Source organism: Streptomyces subrutilus, assembly GCF_001746425.1.
GTDB classification, from domain to species: domain Bacteria; phylum Actinomycetota; class Actinomycetes; order Streptomycetales; family Streptomycetaceae; genus Streptomyces; species Streptomyces subrutilus_A.
In genome coordinates, this window is record NZ_MEHK01000001.1 from 4722862 (window position 1) to 4744308 (window position 21447).

Annotated in this window: 22 protein-coding genes; 9 read left to right on the top strand and 13 right to left on the bottom strand. The window is 71.7% G+C overall.

Annotated elements, in window-relative coordinates; genetic code table 11:
- Positions 1-184 precede the first annotated feature (184 nt).
- Together fomD and BGK67_RS22400 are read right to left on the bottom strand one after the other, a co-directional pair.
- Complete coding sequence (fomD, locus tag BGK67_RS22395; RefSeq protein WP_069921748.1) at positions 185-892, bottom strand: cytidylyl-2-hydroxypropylphosphonate hydrolase; 708 nt, start codon at positions 890-892, stop codon at positions 185-187.
- 103 nt (positions 893-995) lie between these two features.
- Positions 996-2399, bottom strand: coding sequence for a class II fumarate hydratase (locus tag BGK67_RS22400; protein ID WP_069921749.1), 1404 nt, complete (start codon positions 2397-2399; stop codon positions 996-998).
- A 108-nt stretch (positions 2400-2507) separates the two neighbouring features.
- On the opposite strand from BGK67_RS22400, the gene BGK67_RS22405 reads away from it, so the two are divergent.
- Positions 2508-4046 (top strand): ricin-type beta-trefoil lectin domain protein, encoded by a 1539-nt coding sequence (locus BGK67_RS22405; protein WP_069921750.1) that lies wholly within the window; start codon positions 2508-2510, stop codon positions 4044-4046.
- A gap of 68 nt (positions 4047-4114) precedes the next feature.
- Here BGK67_RS22405 and BGK67_RS22410 read toward each other — a convergent pair whose 3' ends face one another.
- The 3 genes from BGK67_RS22410 to BGK67_RS22420 all read right to left on the bottom strand — a co-directional run bounded on the left by BGK67_RS22410 (position 4115) and on the right by BGK67_RS22420 (position 7438).
- Positions 4115-4885, bottom strand: coding sequence for a glycerophosphodiester phosphodiesterase (locus tag BGK67_RS22410; RefSeq protein ID WP_069921751.1), 771 nt, complete (start codon positions 4883-4885; stop codon positions 4115-4117).
- Positions 4886-5012: 127 nt separating this feature from the next.
- Positions 5013-5636 (bottom strand): hypothetical protein, encoded by a 624-nt coding sequence (locus tag BGK67_RS22415; RefSeq protein ID WP_069921752.1) that lies wholly within the window; start codon positions 5634-5636, stop codon positions 5013-5015.
- Between the two features lie 137 nt (positions 5637-5773).
- On the bottom strand, positions 5774-7438 hold the full coding sequence (locus BGK67_RS22420) for a fumarate hydratase (RefSeq protein ID WP_069921753.1): 1665 nt from the start codon (positions 7436-7438) through the stop codon (positions 5774-5776).
- Between the two features lie 150 nt (positions 7439-7588).
- Between BGK67_RS22420 and BGK67_RS22425 the strand changes: the two genes are divergently transcribed.
- The gene (locus BGK67_RS22425) at positions 7589-8269 is read left to right on the top strand and encodes a DUF1707 SHOCT-like domain-containing protein (RefSeq protein WP_069924036.1); all 681 of its coding nucleotides are present in this window, start codon (positions 7589-7591) and stop codon (positions 8267-8269) included.
- A 142-nt stretch (positions 8270-8411) separates the two neighbouring features.
- Entirely contained in the window at positions 8412-8780 is a 369-nt protein-coding gene (locus tag BGK67_RS22430) for a WhiB family transcriptional regulator (RefSeq protein WP_069921754.1), read from the top strand.
- 106 nt (positions 8781-8886) lie between these two features.
- Here the strand turns inward: BGK67_RS22430 and glpX are convergent, their stop codons facing one another.
- A complete protein-coding gene (gene glpX / locus BGK67_RS22435) occupies positions 8887-9918 on the bottom strand; it encodes a class II fructose-bisphosphatase (RefSeq protein ID WP_069921755.1) in 1032 nt (343 codons plus the stop codon).
- 258 nt (positions 9919-10176) lie between these two features.
- On the opposite strand from glpX, the gene BGK67_RS22440 reads away from it, so the two are divergent.
- A complete protein-coding gene (locus tag BGK67_RS22440; RefSeq protein WP_244291494.1) occupies positions 10177-10707 on the top strand; it encodes a DUF4245 domain-containing protein in 531 nt (176 codons plus the stop codon).
- Between the two features lie 127 nt (positions 10708-10834).
- On the opposite strand, the gene BGK67_RS22445 is transcribed toward BGK67_RS22440, so the two are convergent.
- The 4 genes from BGK67_RS22445 to BGK67_RS22460 form a co-directional block, all read right to left on the bottom strand.
- The gene (locus BGK67_RS22445; RefSeq protein ID WP_069921757.1) at positions 10835-11425 is read right to left on the bottom strand and encodes a malonic semialdehyde reductase; all 591 of its coding nucleotides are present in this window, start codon (positions 11423-11425) and stop codon (positions 10835-10837) included.
- Positions 11426-11521: 96 nt separating this feature from the next.
- Positions 11522-11743: an exodeoxyribonuclease VII small subunit gene (locus BGK67_RS22450; RefSeq protein WP_069921758.1), complete on the bottom strand. Its 222-nt coding sequence runs from the start codon at positions 11741-11743 to the stop codon at positions 11522-11524.
- A 125-nt stretch (positions 11744-11868) separates the two neighbouring features.
- The gene (xseA, locus tag BGK67_RS22455) at positions 11869-13083 is read right to left on the bottom strand and encodes an exodeoxyribonuclease VII large subunit (protein ID WP_069921759.1); all 1215 of its coding nucleotides are present in this window, start codon (positions 13081-13083) and stop codon (positions 11869-11871) included.
- A 33-nt stretch (positions 13084-13116) separates the two neighbouring features.
- Entirely contained in the window at positions 13117-14517 is a 1401-nt protein-coding gene (locus BGK67_RS22460; RefSeq protein WP_069921760.1) for an APC family permease, read from the bottom strand.
- Between the two features lie 86 nt (positions 14518-14603).
- Here BGK67_RS22460 and BGK67_RS22465 point away from each other — a divergent pair, with 86 nt between their 5' ends.
- A complete protein-coding gene (locus BGK67_RS22465; RefSeq protein ID WP_069921761.1) occupies positions 14604-15596 on the top strand; it encodes a 4-hydroxy-3-methylbut-2-enyl diphosphate reductase in 993 nt (330 codons plus the stop codon).
- 21 nt (positions 15597-15617) lie between these two features.
- The gene (ppgK, locus tag BGK67_RS22470) at positions 15618-16397 is read left to right on the top strand and encodes a polyphosphate--glucose phosphotransferase (RefSeq protein ID WP_069921762.1); all 780 of its coding nucleotides are present in this window, start codon (positions 15618-15620) and stop codon (positions 16395-16397) included.
- On the opposite strand, the gene BGK67_RS36465 is transcribed toward ppgK, so the two are convergent.
- Positions 16394-16906, bottom strand: a complete 513-nt coding sequence (locus BGK67_RS36465; protein ID WP_079154323.1) for a DUF6542 domain-containing protein — start codon at positions 16904-16906, stop codon at positions 16394-16396. The two genes, ppgK and BGK67_RS36465, sit on opposite strands and share 4 nt — an antisense overlap.
- Before the next feature lie 135 nt (positions 16907-17041).
- Here BGK67_RS36465 and ychF point away from each other — a divergent pair, with 135 nt between their 5' ends.
- On the top strand, positions 17042-18130 hold the full coding sequence (gene ychF, locus BGK67_RS22480; RefSeq protein WP_069921764.1) for a redox-regulated ATPase YchF: 1089 nt from the start codon (positions 17042-17044) through the stop codon (positions 18128-18130).
- A gap of 134 nt (positions 18131-18264) precedes the next feature.
- On the opposite strand, the gene BGK67_RS22485 is transcribed toward ychF, so the two are convergent.
- Together BGK67_RS22485 and BGK67_RS22490 are read right to left on the bottom strand one after the other, a co-directional pair.
- Positions 18265-18525 (bottom strand): type II toxin-antitoxin system RelE family toxin, encoded by a 261-nt coding sequence (locus BGK67_RS22485; protein ID WP_069921765.1) that lies wholly within the window; start codon positions 18523-18525, stop codon positions 18265-18267.
- A gap of 3 nt (positions 18526-18528) precedes the next feature.
- On the bottom strand, positions 18529-19554 hold the full coding sequence (locus tag BGK67_RS22490) for an SMP-30/gluconolactonase/LRE family protein (protein WP_244291294.1): 1026 nt from the start codon (positions 19552-19554) through the stop codon (positions 18529-18531).
- 79 nt (positions 19555-19633) lie between these two features.
- Here BGK67_RS22490 and BGK67_RS22495 point away from each other — a divergent pair, with 79 nt between their 5' ends.
- Both BGK67_RS22495 and BGK67_RS22500 read left to right on the top strand, forming a co-directional pair.
- Positions 19634-20071 (top strand): MarR family winged helix-turn-helix transcriptional regulator, encoded by a 438-nt coding sequence (locus BGK67_RS22495; RefSeq protein ID WP_208948733.1) that lies wholly within the window; start codon positions 19634-19636, stop codon positions 20069-20071.
- 173 nt (positions 20072-20244) lie between these two features.
- Positions 20245-21345 (top strand): alpha/beta hydrolase, encoded by a 1101-nt coding sequence (locus BGK67_RS22500; protein WP_069921766.1) that lies wholly within the window; start codon positions 20245-20247, stop codon positions 21343-21345.
- Positions 21346-21447 lie beyond the last annotated feature (102 nt).

Consider the following 21447-nt stretch of genomic DNA (forward strand, 5'->3'; position numbering starts at 1 on the left):
GGCCGGGACACCATCACCCCGCGATACCGCGTCTCCCCCGTTACCTCTCGCCCTGCGTCGACCTCCGGTCAAATTCCGCGTACGGCACGACACTTGCGCACACAGGGTCTCATCGCGCCGTCCTGCGCGCGGGAGCTTGCGGAGGACGATCCTACGTTTGTACCCCTGGGGCGCATCAAGGGTCTCATGAGGTCATACGCGCCGGGGTGTGGTCCCAGTCCTCCGGCAGCTCCGGAACCGTCCAGGCCGGATCCGGCCGCCAGTTCTCCCAGCCGTCGGCGAACGGCGCACCCCACCGGCGGATGACCTCCAGCGCGGCCCGGCCGGCCTCCCGCACCCGGTCCGCCTCCTCGGGGCCCATCAGCCCGGAGCGCTGCGCCTGGGCGAACTCGTCCTCGTCGCGCCACTTCCAGGTGCGGTCCGGGTAGACGGAGATGTCGAGGAAGTGGTCCACCGAGTCGACCCCGCCGGACCAGCGCGAGCGGGGCTCCTCCAAGTTCACGTACCAGCTCTTGAACCGCCAGCCGTGCTCCCAGAACAGCCACACCGACCACGGCTCCCCGGGGCGCGCCAGCTTCAGCACGCCCGCGCCGAACCAGCGCGAGCGCACGGTGGTCCGCGGGGCGGTGTAGCGGGTGGCGAGCGGCTCCTCGTGGACGGGGGTGCCGTCGGCGAGGACCGGTTTGACGCACTCGGTGCCGGGCGCCATCCAGACGGCGAGCAGCTCTCCGGTGTCCTGCACCACCGTCACGGGACGGCAGATGTGCACCGGGCCCTTCAGCCCGGGGGCGTGGTCGCGGTAGCGCCAGAGGATCCGATCCCCGGGCGCCCAGTGCGTGCCCTGCGCACGCGTGCGCGCGGAGCTGCCCGCAGGCCTGAAGGTACCTGTCATGCGCAGATCTTAGGGCGGCCGCCCCCGCGGATGCTGCGGTGCAGGTCACCGTGGGGGCGGGTGGCGGGAAACGACCGGATTCGGACCCTTGCCGCGAGGTCGCTCAGGGGTGGGTCATGCGCAGCACGTCCAGCGCCTCGTCGAGCTGTTCGAGGGTGAGCGCGCCGCGGTCGACGTAGCCGGACTCCAGGACGACCTCCCTGATCGTCTTCCGCTCGGCGAGGGACTTCTTGACGACCTTGGCCGCCTCCTCGTAGCCGATGTAGCGGTTCAGCGGGGTCACCACGGAGGGCGAGGATTCGGCGTACTCCCTGGCCCGCTCGACGTTGGCGGTGATCCCGTCCACCGTGCGGTCGGCCAGCAGACGGCTCGCGTTGGCGAGCAGCCGGACCGATTCGAGGAGGTTGCGGGCCATCACCGGGAGCATCACATTGAGCTCGAAATTGCCGGCGGCGCCCGCCACCGCGACGGTGGCGTCGTTCCCCATCACCTGTGCGGCGATCATCAGGACGGCCTCGGGGACGACCGGATTGACCTTCCCGGGCATGATCGAGGATCCCGGCTGGAGATCCGGGAGATTGATTTCGGCCAATCCGGTGCGCGGTCCGGAGGCCATCCAGCGCAGATCGTTGCAGACCTTGGTGAGCGAGACGGCGATCGTGCGGAGCATCCCCGAGGTCTCCACCAGCGCGTCCCGCGCCCCCTGGGCCTCGAAGTGGTCGCGGGCCTCGGTGAGCGGCAGCCCGGTGTCCGCGGCCACCTCGGCGATCACGGCGGCGGCGAATCCGGGCGGCGTGTTGATCCCGGTGCCCACCGCGGTGCCGCCCAGCGGCAGCTCGGCCAGCCGCGGCAGGGCGGAGCGCAGCCGCTCGACGCCGTAGCGGACCTGGGCGGCGTACCCGCCGAACTCCTGGCCCAGGGTCACCGGCGTGGCGTCCATCAGGTGCGTCCGCCCGGCCTTGACGACCTGTGCGAACTCGGCGGCCTTGCGCTCCAGCGCGGCGGCGAGGTGCTCCAGCGCCGGGATCAGGTCGCGGGTGACGGCGGCGGTGGCGGCGATGTGGATGGACGAGGGGAAGACGTCGTTGGAGCTCTGCGAGGCGTTGACGTGGTCGTTGGGGTGGACCTCGCGGCCCAGCCGCTCGGTGGCCAGGGTGGCGATCACCTCGTTGGCGTTCATGTTGGACGAGGTGCCGGAGCCGGTCTGGAAGACGTCGATGGGGAAGTGGTCGTCCCAGCGGCCCCCGGCCACCTCGGCGGCGGCGGACCGGATGGCCTCGGCGACGTCCTTGTCCACCACGCCGAGCCGCGCGTTGACGGCGGCGGACGCGGCCTTGACGCGGGCGAGCGCCTCGATGTGGGCGGACTCGAGCCGCTGTCCGGACAGGGGGAAGTTCTCCACCGCGCGCTGGGTCTGAGCACGCCATTTGGCGTGCGCGGGCACCCGTACGTCGCCCATGGAGTCGTGCTCGGTGCGGAACGCTTCGGCCTGCTGGTGATCGGTCATTTTCGTGGCCTCCTCAAAAAGTTGAGCAATTGTCTTGTTCGAAGTGTTCCCAACTCCCCTACCGACCAGTAAATACCGGGGGTAACACCGGCACTCGGGGAGGCGTTCATGACACGTGCACACAGGAAACCCAGGCTCAGATGTACCTTCGCGGCCGTCGCGGCGGCCGCGGCCGCCCTCGGGGGCGTCACCGCCATCACCCCCACGGCCCAGGCGGCGGTGCCCGCGGCGGCCGCGGCCGCGGCCGTGACCCCGCTCCCGCCCGAGCTGGAGGCGATCCGCGCGGCCGAGGCCGTCAAGATCTACGGGGACTCCGCCATCCGGCCGCTCGGCGAGCGCAAGACCGGCCTGATCTCGCTGGGCGACAGCGAGATCTCGGGCGAGGGCGTCGGCAACTACGACCCCGCGACCAACACGCCGAACAACCAGTGCCACCGCTCGCCCGACGCGGCGATCCACCGCACCGGCATCCCGGCCGACCTCACCTTCAACGTCGCCTGCTCCGGCGGGTACACCGGCAACATCAGGATCGGCGGCAGCAAGCAGTACGCCGACGAGCTGGTGCAGAGCGACAGCCTGGCCGTCAAGGCCCGCAACACGAAGATCAAGATGGTACTGCTGGTCGCCGGGGCCAACGACGACCTGCAGTTCGGCCCGGTCATGACCGACTGCGTCACCCGCTGGGTGCTCAGCCAGGGCACCTGCGAGCCCAAGTACGCCCCCGGCTGGCAGGCCCGCGTCGACGGCCTGAAGCCCAAGGTCGAGGCCACGGTCGCCGACCTCAGGACGGTCATGCGCGACGCCGGGTACGCCGACTCCGACTACAAGCTCGTCGTCATGGGCTACCCCAGCCCCATCGGACCCGACTTCCACGACAACCCGAACTTCCCCGGCAAGCTGCCCGGCGGATGCGCGGGCTACGACTCCGACGCCACCTGGGGCCGCAACTACGCGGTACCCGTCTTCGAGAAGGGCATGCGCGCCGCGGCCCTCGCCTCCGGCGCCGTCTACCTGGACAACTCGCGGCTCTTCCACGGGCACGAGGTGTGCATGGAGGACGCCTGGGCCCGCGGGCTCTACCTGGACCTCGGCGACCACTTCCCGTGGGACGAGAACACTGCCCGCCAGTCCTTCCACCCCAACTACCGCGGTCACGGCGCCTTCGCGTCCTGCCTGACCCAGCTCTACGACTCCGGTCTGCGCGAGGCCTCCTGCGCCGACCCGGCGAGCACCGGCACCCCCGTCCTGCAGGCGGGGGCCTGGGACGACAAGTTCAAGCCCCTGAAGAACGAGGCGACCGGCACCTGCCTCGACTCCCACGGCGGCTCCAGCGCCAACGGGACGGCCGTCCTGGGCTGGGACTGCCACGGCGGCCGCAACCAGGGCTGGTGGTACGACACCGCCCGGGGGGCCGTCCACATCGAACTCACCCATGACCGCTGCCTCGACGCACCCGGCGCCGACTACCGCCCCGGCACCGGCCTGGTCCTCTGGAACTGCCACGGCGGCGCGAACCAGCGGTTCGTCCGCGACGGCGCCACCCTGCGCCCGGCGGCCGCGCCGGGCATGTGCCTGACGGTGGGCGCCGCCCGCGAACCGCTGCGGCTGCAGACCTGCAACGGCTCGGCGAACCAGCGCTTCGCGTAGCCCCGCGGCCCGAAACCCCGTATCCCCCTCATCCCCCCACACCCGGCCGGCGCACCCCGGCCGGGTGCTCACATGTCGAGCAGCAGCTTGCGCACGTCCCGCGGCCGGTTGGTGATGATCGTGTCCACGCCGAGGCGCACGCACAGCTCGACGTCCTCCGCCTCGTCCACGGTCCACACCCGCACGGCCAGCCCCTTGGCCTTGAGCCGGGCCACCAGCCCCGGATCCCGCCGCACGAGGTCGATGCCCGGGCCCGCGTGGGTCGCGTACGGGGGGCGCACCGGGCGGAGCGTGCGCTCGATCAGGAACACGGTGGGCAGGCCGGGCGCGAGCCGGTGCACCCGGGTCAGCGCGGTGCGCGAGAAGCTCATCACCTCGACCCGGCCGCCGGCCCCGTCGGCCAGCCCGTACTCCCGGAGCATCCGCACCAGCTCGGCCTCCAGCCGGCCGCCCGCGCGGGACGGGTGCTTGGTCTCGACCGCGAGCCCGACCGGCCGGGGCGCGGCCAGCGCCTCCTTGAGCAGGTCCTCGAAGAGCAGCACCCGGGCCCCGGCGTGCTCGGCTCCCCTCCACGCCCCGAAGTCGAGCGCGCGCAGCTCCTCGTAGGTCATCCCGGAGACGACCCCCCGCCCGTCGGAGGTCCGCTCGACCCGCCGGTCGTGCACACAGACCAGCTGCCGGTCGGCGGTGAGCCGCACATCGCACTCGAGCGCGTCGGCCCCGTCCTCGACGGCCTGCCGATAGGCGGCCATGGTGTGCTCGGGGTGCTCATGGGAGGCCCCCCGATGGGCGACGACCCGGACGGCGCGGGCGGTGCGGAGGGAGGACGAGGCTGACATACGAAAATCCTTGCGAACCGGAGTGAACGAGCGAGTTCGGGCCTGTGTCCCCGACGTTAACCGTTGCGGGCCCCCGCACGGGGCTGGGAGGGCCGGTCCCCGGCCGTGCCGTGCCGGCGCCCGCCGGCTACGGCTTCGCGGGCGGCCGGGGGGCCAGCGGGGCCGGGGTGACGCGGAAGCCGCCCTTCGTGACCTCCGTGAAGGGGGCCGGGGCCATGCAGGTGCCCACCGGGGCCTGGGCGGCCGAGCCGTCCGGCTTCGGGTCGACGTTGGCGATGCCCCAGGAGAAGCCGACCCGGTCGGGCGCGCCGCGTTCGCCGTCCTGGACGCTCAGGCCGATCCGCCTGCCTTCCCAGCCGGGCACGTTCGAGCTCTTGACCACCGCGGTCACCGTCGCCGTCCGACCGCCGGTGACCAGGCAGTCCACCTCCGCCTCGGCCACGCCCGTGAAGTCCTCCTCGGGCTGGGCGTGGTAGACGGTCACCCGGCCCCGGGCGTCGGTGGGCAGGCCCTGCCCGAGCCCCGGGAGCGGCCGGCTCCACGGCACCGATTCGGCGTCCACGGTGAAGCGGATGTCGTGCGACGCGGGCACGTACGGGTAGTGCACCGTGCCGCCCCCGCGCACCGAGGCGGTCTTCGGCGCCGCCGGGGCAGGGGCCGGGGCCGCCGGGGCGGGGCCCGCCGCGACCAGGGTGGCCACCAGGGCGGCGCAGGTTCCGGCGAGGACGAGGACGCGCGTGCGGTTCTTCATCGTGAACTCCCGTTCGAGGGGCGCTGTTCGGGTACGGGAACAGCCTCGCCGGGAGCCGCCGGTCATCCATCTGCCGCTGGGCGGACCTACGCGAGGGCCCCTCCCCCGGACGGGGGAGGGGCCCTCGGCACGCGTGACTACAGACCCGGGCCGCGCACCGGGATGTGGGTGAACGTCGGTTCCGGGGCCGGGTTCTGGAAGAAGTCGTTGCCCTTGTCGTCGACCACGATGAAGGCCGGGAAGTCCTCGACCTCGATCTTCCAGACCGCCTCCATGCCGAGCTCCTCGTACTCCAGGACCTCGACCTTCTTGATGCAGTCCTGGGCCAGGCGCGCCGCCGGGCCGCCGATCGAGCCCAGGTAGAAGCCGCCGTGCGAGCCGCACGCGTCCGTCACCTGCTGGGAGCGGTTGCCCTTGGCCAGCATGACCTTGGAGCCGCCCGCCGCCTGGAACTGCTCGACGTAGGAGTCCATCCGGCCCGCCGTGGTCGGGCCGAAGGAGCCCGAGGCGTAGCCCTCGGGGGTCTTCGCCGGGCCGGCGTAGTAGACCGGGTGGTCCTTCAGGTACTGCGGCATGCCCTCGCCCGCGTCCAGCCGCTCCTTGATCTTGGCGTGCGCGATGTCGCGCGCCACGACCAGCGGGCCGGTCAGGGACAGGCGGGTCTTCACCGGGTGCCGGGTGAGCGTCGCCAGGATCTCGTCCATCGGCTGGTTCAGGTCGATGGAGACGACGTCCGAAACCTCGTCCAGGTGCGAGTCCGTGGTGTCGGGGAGGAAGCGCGCCGGGTCCGTCTCCAGCTGCTCCAGGAACACGCCCTCGGCGGTGATCTTCGCGGTCGCCTGGCGGTCCGCCGAGCAGGACACGGCGATCGCGACCGGGAGCGACGCGCCGTGGCGGGGCAGGCGCACCACGCGCACGTCGTGGCAGAAGTACTTGCCGCCGAACTGTGCGCCGATGCCGATCTTCTGCGTCAGCTCGAAGACCTGCTGCTCCAGGTCCAGGTCGCGGAAGCCGTGGCCCAGCGCGGAGCCCTCGGTCGGAAGCTCGTCCAGGTAGTGCGCCGAGGCGTACTTGGCGGTCTTCAGCGCGTGCTCGGCGGAGGTGCCGCCGACCACGATCGCCAGGTGGTAGGGCGGGCAGGCCGCCGTACCGAGCGAGCGGATCTTCTCCTCCAGGAACTTCATCATGGAGGCCTCGTTGAGGACCGCCTTGGTCTCCTGGTAGAGGAAGGACTTGTTGGCCGAGCCGCCGCCCTTGGCCATGAAGAGGAACTTGTACGCGCCGCCGTCGGTCGCGTACAGCTCGATCTGCGCGGGCAGGTTCGAGCCGGTGTTCTTCTCCTCCCACATGGTGAGGGGGGCCATCTGCGAGTAGCGCAGGTTCAGCCGCGTGTAGGCGTCGTAGATGCCGCGCGAGAGCGCCTCCTCGTCGCCGCCCGACGTCAGGACGTTCTGGCCGCGCTTGCCCATGACGATCGCCGTGCCGGTGTCCTGGCACATCGGCAGGACCCCGGCGGCCGCGATGTTCGCGTTCTTGAGGAGGTCGAGCGCGACGAACTTGTCGTTCGACGAGGCTTCGGGGTCGTCGATGATGCGGCGCAGCTGCGCGAGGTGCGCGGGGCGCAGGAAGTGCTGGATGTCGTGGACGGCCTCTTCGGCGAGCTTGCGCAGCGCCTCGGGCTCGACCTTGAGGAACGTACGGCCGTCCGCCTCGAAGGTGGACACGCCCTCGGCGGTCACCAGCCGGTAGGGGGTGGTGTCCTCGCCCAGGGGCAGCAGGTCGGTGTACGCAAACTCTGTCATGACGGCAGTCATTCCTCACTCGGCAGACAGCGCTGGCGACCAATTGGCAGCGCAGTCCACCAGCGTAGAACCTCCCGCCGTGCCCGTGTCTGTGAGGTAAGGCTCACTCGGCAGTATCGCGATCTATCGTGTCTCGCTATGCTGGGTCGCGTGGACCTGGAAAAGCACCCCGCCGCCCCTGCCCCCGCGCCGGCTCCCGCCCCCGCGGCGTCCGAGCTGCGCGCCTCCGACGCCGACCGGGACCGGATCTCGCAGATCCTCGCGGACGCCCTCGCCGAAGGCCGGCTGACCTCCGAGGAGCACTCGGAGCGCCTGGACTCGCTGTACGCCCTCAAGACGGTGGGCGAGCTGGAAGTGCTCGTACGGGACCTCCCCGCGCCCGGCACGGGCCACACCTCCGCGGCGCCGGCGTACGCGGCCGGGAGCGCCGCGGCGGGCTACACCGAGACGGTCGTCGCCGTGTGCAGCAGCTCCGCCCGCAAGGGCCGGTGGCGTCCCGGCGCCCTCATCCGCGCGGTCTCGGTCATGGGCGACATCTCCGTCGACCTCACCGAGGCGGTCTTCGAGCAGCAGGTCACCGAGATCAACGTGACCTGCGTCCTCGGGAACGTCGAGGTCCTGGTCCCGGAGAACGTCACGCTGCGCGGCTACGGAAGCGGGGTCCTCGGCAACTTCGAGGTGCGCGGCCAGGGCCGCGGCGCCACGGACCCGCAGGCCCCGGTCGTGATCATCCGCGGCTTCGCCCTGCTGGGCAACATCGAGGCACGGCCCAGGCCCGGCGCCCGCCTGGTCGATCTGGCGGAGCGGATGCGCAAGCGGCCGGGCGGCTGAGCCGGCCGGGACGGCCCGGTGCGGGGGGTCGCGTTTCGGACGACCCCGGGCGCCCCTCGGCACCCAGTGCATAGGGGCGCGCACAGCGGGTAGGGACAGGTGCATCGTCTCTCGCTCGCGTACCCGTCGTCAGGAGTAGACCGTGCCGCATCCGCCGCATCAGTCCCTGAAGGTTGCCGTCGTGCCGAAGCCGCGGGTGCCGGTGAGGGCTGAGGACGGCCCATGGCATGCGGAGGCGGTGTGCCGCCGCGACGAGGCGGGCCTGTTCTTCGCCCCCTCCAAGGAGCCCACGGCGGCCCGGCTCTCCCGCGAGGAGGCGGCCAAGCGCGTCTGCGCCCGCTGCCCGGTCATGGTCGCCTGCCGGGAGCACGCCCTGCTCCAGCCCGAGCCCTACGGCGTCTGGGGCGGCCTCACCGCCGCCGAGCGCCGCGTGGTCCTGGCCCGGATGCGGCGCCGGTCGGCCGAGCTGCGCCAGGCCCCGGGCCCCGGGCCGATCGCGGCCGCGGGCTGAGCCGACCGCCTGCCGCGGCACGCGGAGAGGCGTCGTACGGGACATGCGAGAGGGGCGGTCACCGCCGCACACGGTGACCGCCCCCTCTCGGCTGCCCGGCCGGAGGCTACTGGGCCCGGTCGAAGTCGATCGCGCTGTACGCGCGCAGCTTCGCCAGGCGGTGCGTCGAGTCGATCCGCCGGATCGTGCCCGACTTCGACCGCATGACCAGCGAGGACGTGGTCGCGGTCTCCGAGCGGTAGTGGACGCCGCGCAGCAGCTCGCCGTCCGTGATGCCGGTGGCGACGAAGAAGACGTTCTCGCCGGACACCAGGTCGTTCGTGTACAGCACGCGGTCCAGGTCGTGGCCGGCGTCCAGCGCGCGCCGGCGCTCGGCGTCGTCCTTCGGCCACAGCTTGCCCTGGATCGTGCCGCCGAGGCACTTTATGGCGCAGGCCGAGATGATGCCCTCGGGGGTGCCGCCGATGCCGAGGAGCAGGTCCACGCCGGTGCCCTCGCGCACGGCCATGACCGAGCCCGCGACGTCGCCGTCCGAGATGAACTTGATCCGGGCGCCCGTCTCGCGGATCTCCTTGACGATGCCCTCGTGGCGGGGGCGGTCCAGGATGACGACGGTGACGTCCTCGACGGCCATGTTCTTGGCCTTCGCGACCCGGCGGATGTTGACCGAGACGGGGGCGTTGATGTCGACGAAGTCGGCGGCCTCGGGACCGGTGACCAGCTTCTCCATGTAGAAGACCGCGGACGGGTCGAACATGGTGCCGCGGTCGGCGGCGGCCAGGACGGCGATGGCGTTGGGCATGCCCTTGGCGTTCAGGGTGGTGCCGTCGATGGGGTCCACGGCGATGTCGACCTCGGCGCCGGTGCCGTCGCCGACCCGCTCGCCGTTGAACAGCATGGGGGCTTCGTCCTTCTCCCCCTCGCCGATGACGACGACGCCGTTCATCGAAACGGTGGAGATCAGGGTGCGCATCGCGTTGACCGCGGCCCCGTCCGCGCCGATCTTGTCGCCGCGCCCGACCCACCGGCCGGCGGCCATGGCGGCGGCCTCGGTGACCCGTACGAGTTCCAGGGCGAGGTTGCGGTCGGGGGCCTCCGGAGAGACTTCGAGCTGGGGCGGCAGGTTGTGCTCGGTCATCGGAGCGCACCTTTCTGTACGGCGACGGCCGGGAAGTGAGGGTGCTGGAACTCTATCGGTACGTCGACATATTGAGCAGAGCGGGTCACGTATGAGCGGAGTATCGGTCAGCCGATTGGCCTGAGCGGACGTCTTGCCTCCCGCCCGTCACCCGCTTGCCACCCCTTTGTCACCGGCGAGGGTCCGCCGCGCAGCCCTTCGAGGCCACCCCGGCGGTGATCGCTCCCGCGCATGCGGGACGATGGTGCCGTGGCAGGTATGAAAGGCAAGCAGACGGTCTGGGACATGGTCCGGTCGCTGGCGGTGATCGGCGTCGTGGTCGCGGGGATCTACATCTTCGTCCCGCACGACGAGGACGCCGATCCGACGCGCACGGTCGACTACCGGGTGGAGACGCTCACCGCCCGGCGCGCCGCCCCGTACCCCGTGGCCGCCCCGGTGGGGCTGCCGGAGGAGTGGCGGGCGACCTCGGTGACGTTCCAGCGCAAGGACTCCCATGCCTGGCACCTGGGCTTCCAGGACCCGGAGCGGCAGTACGTGTCGGTGGAGCAGTCCACGGACACCTCCGCCAAGTACATCGGCGCCGTCACCCAGAAGGCGAAGCCCACCGGGCAGACCCAGCAGGTCGGCGACGCGGTGTGGGAGCGCTGGGACGGCGAGAAGTACGACGCCCTCGTGAAGCAGGAGCAGGGCTACGTCACGGTGGTCACCGGGACGGCCTCCTTCGAGCAGCTCGGCGCGATGGCCGCCGCGCTGGAGTTCAAGCAGGGCCAGCCGCAGGGCGCCTAGCGCGCCTGCGGCGGCGAACAGGTCCGCGTACGCCAACGGCCGCGCTCCCCGGGATCCGGGGGGCGCGGCCGTTGGCGTACTGCGCGGCTGCCGTGCGGGGTGCCGCTGCGGCTGCTCTGCGCGCGGCTCAGACGGTGGTGACGACCTCGTCGAACGCCAGGCGCGGGGAGCGCGGGAACCAGGCGTCCTCGCCCGGCTTGCCGATGTTGACGATCATCAGCGGGGTGTGGTCGTCGTCCAGGAACTCCTTCTGGACGCCGGCGAGGTCGGCGCCGGTCATCGGACCCGCGGCCAGGCCGGCGGCGCGGACGCCGACGATGAAGTAGGCGGCCTGCAGCGCGGCGTTGAGCAGGGCGGACTGCTCGCGGGCCGGGCGCTCGGCGAAGAACATGTCCTTGGCCTGCGGGAAGTGCGGCAGCAGCGCCGGCAGCTCCTCGTGGAACTCGTTGTCCGCGGAGAGGATCGCGACCAGCGGCGCGGCGGCGGTCTTGGCCTGGTTGCCCTCGGCCAGGTGCTTCACGAGGCGCTCGCGGGCCTCGGGGGAGCGGACCAGGGTGATGCGCAGCGGGGTCTGGTTGAAGGCGGTGGGGCCGAACTTCACCAGGTCGTAGATCGCCTGAACCTGCTCCTCGGTGACCGGCTCGTCGGTGAACGAGTTGGCCGTGCGGGCCTCGCGGAACAGCAGGTCCTGCGCGGCGGAGTCAAGAACGAGAGACATCGGAAAGCCTTCTTCCATACGTGGGTGAAGCGATGTCCCCGACTCTACGGCGAAATTAGGTGAACTTTCAACTAAATGGCTCCCGGGTGACCGGGATCACTCCTCCACGTCCGCCGCGTCCCGCGCCGCGAGCGCCGAGTCCAGCCGGGCCCTGGCCCCCTCCAGCCAGTGCCGGCACACCTTCGCCAGCTCCTCGCCCCGCTCCCAGAGCGCCAGGGAGTCCTCCAGCGAGGTCCCGCCGGCCTCCAGCTTGCGGACGACCTCGATGAGCTCGTCGCGAGCCTGCTCGTACCCCAGCGCCGTCTCGGCCTCTGTCATTCCCTGATCCACCTTCTGTGTGTAGTGCAACGACTTCGTTGCGGCAGCGTCGCGGCCGTGCGGCCGGTCTTCCGGGTCCGTCGTGCGGCTTTGCGTCCTGCGGACCCGCCCGCCGCCGCGCCCGGCTATTCGGGTCCGGCGACCCGTACGGAGAACTCTCCCTCCGCGACCCGCGCGCGCAGCGCCTCGCCCTCCGCGACCTCCTCCGGCGAGCGCACCACGTGCCCGTCGGCCCGCTGGAGCACCGCGTACCCCCGCTCCAGCGTCGCCGCCGGCGACAGCGCCACCACCCGGGCGAGGGTGTGCGCGAGCTCCGAGTCGGCCCGGTCCAGCAGGTGGCCCAGCGTCCGCCTGCTGCGCCCGAGCAGGGCCTCCAGCTCGTCCTCGCGGGTCTCCACCATCCGCTGCGGGTGGACGAACACCGGCCGGGCGAGGGCGTGCGCCAGGCCCCGCTCCTCCCGGTCCAGCAGCCCGCTCACCGCGCGCAGCCCCCGGCCCTGCAGCTGGCGCACCCGCTCCAGCTCCTCGCCGACGTCCGGGACCACCTTCTTGGCCGCGTCCGTGGGCGTGGAGGCCCGCAGGTCCGCGACCAGGTCCAGCAGCGGGGAGTCCGGCTCGTGCCCGATCGCGGAGACCACCGGGGTACGGGCCGCCGCGACCGCCCGGACGACCTCCTCGTCGGAGAAGGGCAGCAGGTCCTCCACGCTGCCGCCGCCGCGCGCCACGATGATCACGTCGACCTGGTCCAGGGCGTCGAGCTCCTTGACCGCCTGGATCACCTGCGGCACCGCGTGCACCCCCTGCACGGCGACGTTGCGCACCTCGAAGCGGACCGCCGGCCAGCGCCGCCGGGCGTTCTCCAGCACGTCGCGCTCGGCCGCCGAGGCCCTGCCGACCACCAGCCCGATCAGCTGCGGCAGGAAGGGCAGCGGCTTCTTGCGGTCCAGCGCGAACAGGCCCTCCGAGGCCAGCGACCGCTTCAGCCGCTCCAGCCGGGCCAGCAGCTCCCCGATGCCGACCGGCCTTATCTCCGTGGCCCGCAGCGACAGCTGCCCGCGCGGGGCGTACCACTCGGGCTTGGCCAGCAGGACGACGCGCGCCCCCTCCGACACGACGTCCGCGACCTCGTCGAAGACCTGCCGGAAGCAGGTCACGCTGACCGAGATGTCGTGCGAGGGATCGCGCAGCGTCAGGAAGACCACCCCCGCCCCCGGCCGCCGCGAGAGCTGGGTGATCTGCCCCTCCACCCACACCTGGCCGAGCCGCTCGATCCAGCCCCCGATGAGCCGGGACACCTGGCCTACCGGCAGCGGCGCCTCGGCCGACGTATTCAGACCCATGTACGCAGGCTATCGGGCGGCGCTGACAGCGTCTCAGGCTCCGCGGCCGGTGTCGGTCCCCGGCCCGGTCCCGGACCCGGCATCGGCATCCCGCCGGCCGCGCTGCACCACCAGCAGCACCAGGCCCACCGCCAGCCACACCGCCCCCACCACCTGCGCCTCCCAGGAGGCCTCCACGATCACCGTCACCGTCACCGCCGCACCCAGCACCGGGACCACCAGGTGCTTCCACCAGCGCGGCCGGCCCTCCCGGCGCCGGACCACGAACCAGCCCACCACCGAGGCGTGCAGCAGGGTGAACGCCACCAGCGCCCCGACGTCCACCACCGAAACCAGGTGGTCGAGGCCGTCGTCGCGCCGCGCCGCCCACACCGCCGCGACCAGCGTCACCGCCGCCGCCACCAGCAGCGCCGGCCGCGGGGTGCCGCCCGAGGTCCGCGCGAGCACGCCCGGCAGCCGCCGCTCCCGGGCCATCGCGAACAGCAGCCGCCCGGCCGCCGCCTGCCCGGCCAGCGCCGCGAAGGCCGCCCCGATCGCCTTGGAGACCGCCACCAGGTCGTGCAGCCACAAGCCCACCGAGGCCTCCACCGCGTTGTAGAAGGCCGGCCCCTGCTGCGCCGGATCAGCCGCCAGCTCCGCCGAGGTGACCGGGCTGAGCAGCGCCGCGAGGTAGGTCTGGGCGACGAACAGCACCCCGGCCACGGCCAGGCAGAACAGCAGTGCCCGGGCCACCTTCGCCGAGCCGCCCGTCACCTCCTCGGCGAAGGAGGCGATCGCGTCGAAGCCCAGGTAGGAGAGCACCGCCACCGACACCGCACCCAGCACGGCGGCCGCCCCGAAGCCCAGCGAGCCGTCGCCGGTCAGCGGGGACAGCCAGCCGCGCCGGGCCCCGTCCCGCACCAGGACGGCCACCGCGGCGACCACGAAGACCAGGAGCACCAGGATCTCCATGGCCAGCACGGCGAAGCCCACCCGGGCGGCCGCCCGTACGCCCCACAGGTTCAGCAGGGTCGTGACGACGACGGCCAGCGCGGTCCACACCCACCGGGAGACCTCCGGCACCAGCGCGTTCATCGCGATCCCCGAGAACAGGTACGCGACCGCCGGGATCAGCAGGTAGTCGAGCATCGCCATCCACCCGGCGATCAGACCGGGGCCCTCGCCGAGGCCCTTGCGGGCGTAGGTGAAGACCGATCCGGCCTGCGGGGCCACCCGCACCATCTGGGCGTAGGAGAAGGCGGTGAGGGCCATGGCGGCCGTCGCGACGAGGTAGACGAGGGCCACGGCGCCGTGCGATCTGGCGTCCAGCGTGCCGAAGACCCCGACCGGGGCCATCGGCGCGATGAAGAGCAGCCCGTAGACGACCAGATCCCGGAAGCCGAGGCTCCGCCGCAGTCCCGTGTGTTCCGTACGGGGCTCCGTAACGGACGCCATCGTTCCTCCGGGGGACAGGTGGTACGGACATTCGCCCCAGTCTCTGCCGAACGGGCGACGCCCGGCCTCCTGGAGACCCCCGTACGATGGAGCCCATGACTGCTCCCGCTTCCCGCCGTGTCCTGCTCGCCGCCCCCCGCGGCTACTGCGCGGGCGTGGACCGAGCCGTGATCGCTGTCGAGAAGGCTCTCGAGCAGTACGGTGCGCCGGTCTACGTCCGCCACGAGATCGTGCACAACAAGTACGTCGTCCAGACGCTGGAGAAGAAGGGCGCCATCTTCGTCGAGCGGACGGAGGAGGTGCCGGAGGGCTCCATCGTGATGTTCTCCGCCCACGGCGTGGCGCCGGTGGTGCACGAGGAGGCGGCGCGCGGCAAGCTCGCGACGATCGACGCGACCTGCCCGCTGGTCACCAAGGTGCACAAGGAAGCCATCCGGTACGCGAACGAGGACTTCGACATCCTCCTCATCGGCCACGAGGGCCACGAGGAGGTCATCGGCACCTCCGGCGAGGCCCCGGACCACATCACGATCGTGGACGGTCCGGACGACGTCGCCAAGGTCGAGGTCCGCGACGAGTCCAAGGTCGTCTGGCTCTCGCAGACCACCCTCTCGGTCGACGAGACCATGGAGACGGTCGACGCGCTGAAGCAGAAGTTCCCGCTGCTCGTCTCCCCTCCCAGCGACGACATCTGCTACGCCACCTCCAACCGGCAGGCGGCGGTCAAGGCCATGGGCGCCGACTCGGACCTGGTCATCGTCGTCGGCTCGAAGAACTCCTCGAACTCGATCCGGCTGGTCGAGGTCGCGCTCGACGCCGGCGCGCGCGCCGCCCACCTGGTCGACTTCGCGAGCGAGATCGACGAGGCCTGGCTGGAGGGCGTCACCACGGTCGGCCTGACCTCGGGCGCCTCGGTGCCGGAGGTCCTCGTCGACCAGGTGCTCGAATGGCTGGCGGAGCGCGGCTACGCGGACGTGGAGATCGTCAAGACGGCCGAGGAGTCCATCGTCTTCTCCCTCCCGAAGGAACTGCGCCGCGACCTGCGCGCCGAAGCGGCCGAACTGGTCGCCGACAAGTAACTCCTTTCGTACGGTATGTCCATGCAGATCATGGGTGTGGACATCGGCGGTTCCGGGATCAAGGGCGCTCCCGTGGACCTGGACCGCGGCGACCTGGCGCAGGAGCGCCACAAAGTACTGACACCGCAGCCGGCCACCCCCGACGGGGTGGCCGGCTGCGTCGCGGAGGTGGTACGGGCCTTCTCCTGGTCCGGCCCGGTCGGGGTGACCTTTCCGGGGGTGGTCACGAGCGGGGTCACCCGCTCGGCCGCCAACATGGACAAGGGGTGGGTCGGCGCCGACGCGGCGGCCCTGCTGGCGCGCGAGCTGGGCGGCCTGCCCGTCACGGTCCTCAACGACGCGGACGCGGCCGGGGTCGCGGAGATGACGTACGGGGCCGGGCGCGGCCGGGACGGCACGGTCATCCTGCTCACCCTCGGCACGGGCATCGGCAGCGCCCTGTTCACGGACGGGCGGCTGGTGCCGAACACGGAGCTCGGGCACCTGGAGCTGAAGGGCCACGACGCGGAGACGCGGGCGTCGGTCAAGGCCAAGGAGGACCACGAGCTCTCGTGGGAGCACTGGGCGAACCGGGTCCAGAAGTACCTGGCCCACGTGGAGATGCTGTTCTCCCCGGACCTCTTCATCATCGGGGGCGGCGTCAGCCGCAAGCCGGAGAAGTTCCTGCCGTTGATCGAGGGCATCCGGGCCGAGATCGTGCCGGCGAAGCTCCAGAACAACGCGGGGATCGTGGGCGCGGCCATGGCGGCGCGGGCCGCCGAGGCGGGACCGGGAGCGCCCCCGGGCGCGGTCTCGGCCTAGACGCGGCGGGGCAGGCGCCGCTTGCCGATCAGCACGGCCTTGCGCACGACGGCGATCAGGGCGGCGACCAGGGTCCCCGCGTACAGCCAGCCCGCGTGCAGGGACAGGGCGGACACGAGCCCCATCAGCTGGCCGCCGAAGCCGCCGGAGCCGCCCGAGATGGGCCACACTCCGGCGGCGAAGGCGATGGGCACGGTGATCGGGGCGGTGATCAGGTCGGCGGGCCGCACCCACAGGGCGGTGGCGGCCGCCACGGGCAGGAACAGCAGCCCGTAGACGAACAGCGAGGAGCCGAACAGCAGCCAGCAGAGCCCGCCGGCCAGCAGCATCCCGGCGCAGGCGAAGAGCCCGCCGCCCAGCCCGGTCAGCCGGGGCCGCGGCGTCCGCCGCCCGTACGTGGGCAGCGGGTCGCGGCCGCCCTGGGCCGGCAGGGTGGCCGGGCGGGGACCCCTGCGCTGGGCCGGGGGTCGCTGCGAGTGAGGCGCCGGTCGCGTCCTGTATTGCTCCACGCCTCCACGCTAGGCGGGGCGAGCGCGGTATCCGTGTGGGGACACGCGTACAACGACTGCCGCTCATCGGAAAGTAAACTGTCCGGTGGCCCACTCCCGGGCCGCCGCCCCCTCCAGCTACGGGAAGTCGCCAACGTGTCGCTCACGATCGGAATCGTCGGCCTGCCGAATGTCGGCAAGTCGACCCTGTTCAACGCCCTGACCAAGAACGACGTGCTGGCGGCCAACTACCCGTTCGCCACCATCGAGCCGAACGTCGGCGTCGTCGGCGTCCCGGACGCCCGCCTGGCCGTCCTCGCCGGCATCTTCGGCTCGCAGCGCGTCCTGCCCGCCACGGTCGACTTCGTCGACATCGCGGGCATCGTCCGCGGCGCCTCGGAGGGTGAGGGCCTGGGCAACAAGTTCCTGGCGAACATCCGCGAGTCCGACGCGATCTGCCAGGTCATCCGTGCCTTCAAGGACGAGAACGTCGTGCACGTCGACGGCAAGGTCTCCCCGAAGGACGACATCGAGACGATCAACACGGAGCTGATCCTCGCCGACCTCCAGTCCATCGAGAAGGCGGTGCCGCGCCTGACGAAGGAGTCCCGCCTCCAGAAGGACAAGGTCGCGGTCCTGGCGGCGGTCGAGAAGGCCCAGAAGATCCTCGAGGCGGGCGACACCCTCTTCTCCCACGGCATCACCAAGGGCACGGAGCAGGGCGACCTCCTCCACGAGCTGCACCTGCTCACGACGAAGCCCTTCCTCTACGTCTTCAACGTGGACGAGGACGAGCTGACGGACGACGCCTTCAAGGCGGAGCAGTCGGCCCTGGTCGCCCCGGCCGAGGCCATCTTCCTCAACGCCAAGCTGGAGCAGGACCTCTCCGAGCTCGACGACGAGGAGGCCCTCGAGCTCCTCCAGTCCGTCGGCCAGCACGAGCCCGGCCTCGCCACCCTCGGCCGCGTCGGCTTCGCCACCCTGGGCCTGCAGACCTACCTGACGGCCGGCCCGAAGGAAACCCGCGCCTGGACCATCAAGCAGGGCGCCACCGCCCCCGAGGCCGCCGGCGTGATCCACACCGACTTCCAGCGCGGCTTCATCAAGGCCGAGGTCATCTCCTTCGCGGACCTGGTCGCATGCGGCTCGGTAGCCGAGGCCCGCGCCAAGGGCAAGGCCCGCATGGAGGGCAAGGACTACGTCATGCAGGACGGCGATGTGGTGGAGTTCCGCTTCAACGTCTGAGCGGATGACATAACCCCACGTCGCTGACGTGGCAAACATGCAGGTCAGAAGGGGTCGGACTCTATCGAGTCCGACCCCTTCGTCGTCACCGTGCTGGATGGGTGCTGGACATTCTGACGGCGGGTCAGCGGCAATCAGGTCTCATCAACGGTGGACCGGTGTCCCACATGAACAACCCAGACCACCAGCTCCCCGATGTCGATCGTGTAGACGACGCGGTAGTCACCGACGCGCAGACGGCGTCGTTCGGGCTGGGACACGAGTGCGGTGGTGTTGAAGCCGAGAGGGTCGGTCTCCAGCTCGGTCAGCTTGGCGAGGATGCGCAGCGCCATGTCGCGGGGGATCTTCCGGAACTCGGCCTGCGCTTCGGGCCGGGTCGGGCGGCGTTCCGGCAGGGGCTACAGGCCGCGGACCGAGGCGATCGTGAAGGTGGTGGGGGTGCCCGGGCCGCCCGGGGACAGGGGGCCGCCGTTGTCGAACTGGGAGCGGACCACCAGGGTGCGGCCGCCGGTGTGGGCGAGGGTCGTGGGGATCTGCAGGGACGGGTCCGTGATCGTGTGCAGCAGGCGGGCGCGGGTGCCGTCCGGGGTGAGCTGCCAGCGGCTCAGGGTGTTGGTCGTGTTGTGGGCCACGCGCAGGGTGCCGTCGGGGGAGAGGTCGAGGCCGTCGCCGGCCTTCAGGTCGGCGCCGGTGAGGGTGACGCGGCGGACGGCTCCGCTGCGCGGGTCGACGCGGTAGAGGTCGCCCGCGACCATGTCGACGGTGAGCAGGTAGCGGCCCGACCGGTCCGAGGTGATGCCGTTGAGGCTGAACGCCCCCGCCGGCCGGGGGCGCAGGGCCGGGGAGAGGTCGTGGGCCTCGGTGAGGGGGCCGCTGCCGGCGGCCAGCTGGGCGGGCGTCACCCGGTACAGGACTCCGCGGATGCTGTCCGTGAGGTACGCCGTGCCGTCCGGGGTGATCGTCAGGTCGTTGACGAAGCGGGGCGCGTCGCCCGCCACCTCGAAATGGGCCAGCCGCGTTCGGGTCGCGGTGTCGTAGACGGAGACCCCGGTGGTGGAGTCCGTCACCCACAGGCGGCCCCGCGCGTCGACGCGCAGCCCGTTCGCCGTGCGGCGGCCGTCGGTCCCGGCGGGCAGGAAGACCTCCGCCTCGGACCGGCCGGGGCGGGCCCGGTAGACGGCGCCGTCCGCGTACGAGCCGACGTAGACGGCACGGCTGCGGGCGTCGGCGGCGATGCCCTCCGGGTAGACCTTCGCGCCGGGCAGGGAGAACGCCGTGGATATCCGGGGGTCCGGCGTGGGGGCGGAGTAGGCGGCCGGGGCCGCCGCGAGGGTGAGGGCGCCCGCCAGAGCAGCGGCCAGCGCAGGGGCCAGCGCAGGGTTCAGGGCAGGGTTCAGAGCAGGGGGCAGGAGCTTCATCGACATTCGTCCTCGTCTAGTCGTGTGGGGGCGAATGTAAGTTAGAGCTCTAATGACCGCAAGGGGCGGGCCGTAGGATGCGGGCATGACGTCCATGGCCCCCGAGGAGCGCATCGGCTCGCACCTCAAGCGCGCCGAGCAGGCGCTTCTCGCGGCGAAGAACACCGCGTGCAAGCCGGCCGCAGTAACGGTTCCGCAGTACGCCGCCCTGCTCTGGCTCGCCGAGAAGCCCGGCATCTCCGCCGCCGCGCTCGCCCGGCTGTGCGGGGTCACCCCGCCGACCATGAACACCGTGCTGAAGAACCTCCAGGAGCGCGGCCTGATCGAGCGGACCCCGCACGAGTGGCACCGCAACGTGCTGGAGACCCGGCTCACCGGCGCGGGGCGCGCGGCGCTGGAGCTGGCCGATGCCGGTGCGGTGCGGGTCGAGCGGGCGCTGGCCGACGCTTTCACCGGGGAGGAGCGGGAGCAGCTCGTCCGGCTGCTCGGCCGGTGTGCGCAGGTACTCGCCGCCCAGGCCTAGTGCTGTGACCGCCCGTTTCGCGTGCGGGATCGGCTGGATTTCCCGGGAGTTTTTGGCTCGGATGTGGAACTGCGCTGGGCTTTCGTACATCAGGACCAATGGGTGCCCAGTCGTGCCCAGCCGATCTGCCCTCGGCCCCCGGGGGCCACTCAAGACCGTTCGGAGCGAAGTTCGTGCACCACGACCCGTACCAGCCGGCGCGACCCCGGCGTTCCCGCCGCCTCATATGGATCAGCGCGGTGGCCGCCCTCGCGGTCCTGCTCGGCGGTGGCGGATTCGCCGCCTGGAAGCTCGACTGGTTCTCCGGCAACGGCGAGGCCGTGAGCTTCGGCAAGGGCGGCACCCCGCCCCCGGCCGCGGGCCGGCAGACGCCGGACCAGTCCCCGTCCGGCAAGGCCTCGCCCTCCGGTGACCCGGACGTGCTCATGCCGACGGGCCCGAAGGCCGACTTCAAGCAGACCACCAAGCTCGACGACGGCACGATCATCGCCAAGACCCGCCTCGTGGGCGCGAAGTCCGGTTTCGCGGGCGACGTATGGGTGTGGGCGCCCAAGGAGTATGAGGACCCGAAGTACGCCAAGAGCGGGTTCCCGGTGCTCATCGCGCTCCCCGGCGGCAACGGCTTCCCGGCCAACTACTGGTCCGACCGCAGCCTCGGCCTGCAGAAGGCCATCAGCGAGGGCGTCCAGGCCGGCACCAGCCTGCCCTTCGTCCTGGTCATGCCGGTGCTCAACCCGGACGCCAAGTACTACTACGACGGCGCCGACATCCCCGGCCAGCCCAAGATGGGCACCTGGATCGCCGAGGACGTCCCGGACTTCGCCAAGGCCAACTTCCGTACGTACAAGTCCCGCGACGGCTGGGCCTTCATGGGCTCCTCCTCCGGCGCTTTCGTCGGCATGAAGACCGTCCTGCAGCACCCGGACAAGTTCAAGGCCGTGATCGCCAGCGGCGGCGAGATCGTCCCCGACTCCCCGCTCTGGAAGGGCCACCAGGCGGAGATGGACGCGAACAACCCGGAGAAGCTCGCCCAGAAGCTGATCGACACCAAGGGGCCCGAGGTCTACATCAACTTCCAGATCGGGACCAAAGAGAGCGGGAAGGACCGGATGACGAAGTTCGTGCAGACGTACGGCAAGGGCCCCGTCAAGACGACCATCCGCGACATCCAGAACGGCGAGCACAACGGCTGGCACTACGTCCGGGGCATGAAGGAGGGCTCCCTGGAGTGGATCAGCAAGGTGCTCAAGGGGCCGAAGCCCGACACCGCCTGAGCCCGGCGGCACGCGCCGCGTGGTGCTTGCCACGTCCCGTCCGTCCCAGGCAACCCATCCCGTCGTTCATACCTCTGTAAAGGGTGTAAGGGGGACCGATCG

What these genes read in the sequence shown, in the direction of transcription:
- BGK67_RS22405 (WP_069921750.1), top strand. Translation starts at nt 2,508, where the DNA reads ATGACACGTGCACACAGGAAACCCAGGCTCAGATGTACCTTCGCGGCC.
- BGK67_RS22445 (WP_069921757.1), bottom strand. Translation starts at nt 11,425, where the DNA reads ATGTCTCTCGTTCTTGACTCCGCCGCGCAGGACCTGCTGTTCCGCGAG.
- glpX (WP_069921755.1), bottom strand. Translation starts at nt 9,918, where the DNA reads ATGACCGAGCACAACCTGCCGCCCCAGCTCGAAGTCTCTCCGGAGGCC.
- BGK67_RS22460 (WP_069921760.1), bottom strand. Translation starts at nt 14,517, where the DNA reads ATGGCGTCCGTTACGGAGCCCCGTACGGAACACACGGGACTGCGGCGG.
- BGK67_RS22415 (WP_069921752.1), bottom strand. Translation starts at nt 5,636, where the DNA reads ATGAAGAACCGCACGCGCGTCCTCGTCCTCGCCGGAACCTGCGCCGCC.
- BGK67_RS22400 (WP_069921749.1), bottom strand. Translation starts at nt 2,399, where the DNA reads ATGACCGATCACCAGCAGGCCGAAGCGTTCCGCACCGAGCACGACTCC.
- BGK67_RS22450 (WP_069921758.1), bottom strand. Translation starts at nt 11,743, where the DNA reads ATGACAGAGGCCGAGACGGCGCTGGGGTACGAGCAGGCTCGCGACGAG.
- BGK67_RS22465 (WP_069921761.1), top strand. Translation starts at nt 14,604, where the DNA reads ATGGAGCCCATGACTGCTCCCGCTTCCCGCCGTGTCCTGCTCGCCGCC.
- BGK67_RS22490 (WP_244291294.1), bottom strand. Translation starts at nt 19,554, where the DNA reads ATGTCGATGAAGCTCCTGCCCCCTGCTCTGAACCCTGCCCTGAACCCT.
- BGK67_RS22440 (WP_244291494.1), top strand. Translation starts at nt 10,177, where the DNA reads ATGAAAGGCAAGCAGACGGTCTGGGACATGGTCCGGTCGCTGGCGGTG.
- xseA (WP_069921759.1), bottom strand. Translation starts at nt 13,083, where the DNA reads ATGGGTCTGAATACGTCGGCCGAGGCGCCGCTGCCGGTAGGCCAGGTG.
- BGK67_RS22420 (WP_069921753.1), bottom strand. Translation starts at nt 7,438, where the DNA reads ATGACAGAGTTTGCGTACACCGACCTGCTGCCCCTGGGCGAGGACACC.
- ppgK (WP_069921762.1), top strand. Translation starts at nt 15,618, where the DNA reads ATGCAGATCATGGGTGTGGACATCGGCGGTTCCGGGATCAAGGGCGCT.
- BGK67_RS22410 (WP_069921751.1), bottom strand. Translation starts at nt 4,885, where the DNA reads ATGTCAGCCTCGTCCTCCCTCCGCACCGCCCGCGCCGTCCGGGTCGTC.
- fomD (WP_069921748.1), bottom strand. Translation starts at nt 892, where the DNA reads ATGACAGGTACCTTCAGGCCTGCGGGCAGCTCCGCGCGCACGCGTGCG.
- BGK67_RS22495 (WP_208948733.1), top strand. Translation starts at nt 19,634, where the DNA reads ATGACGTCCATGGCCCCCGAGGAGCGCATCGGCTCGCACCTCAAGCGC.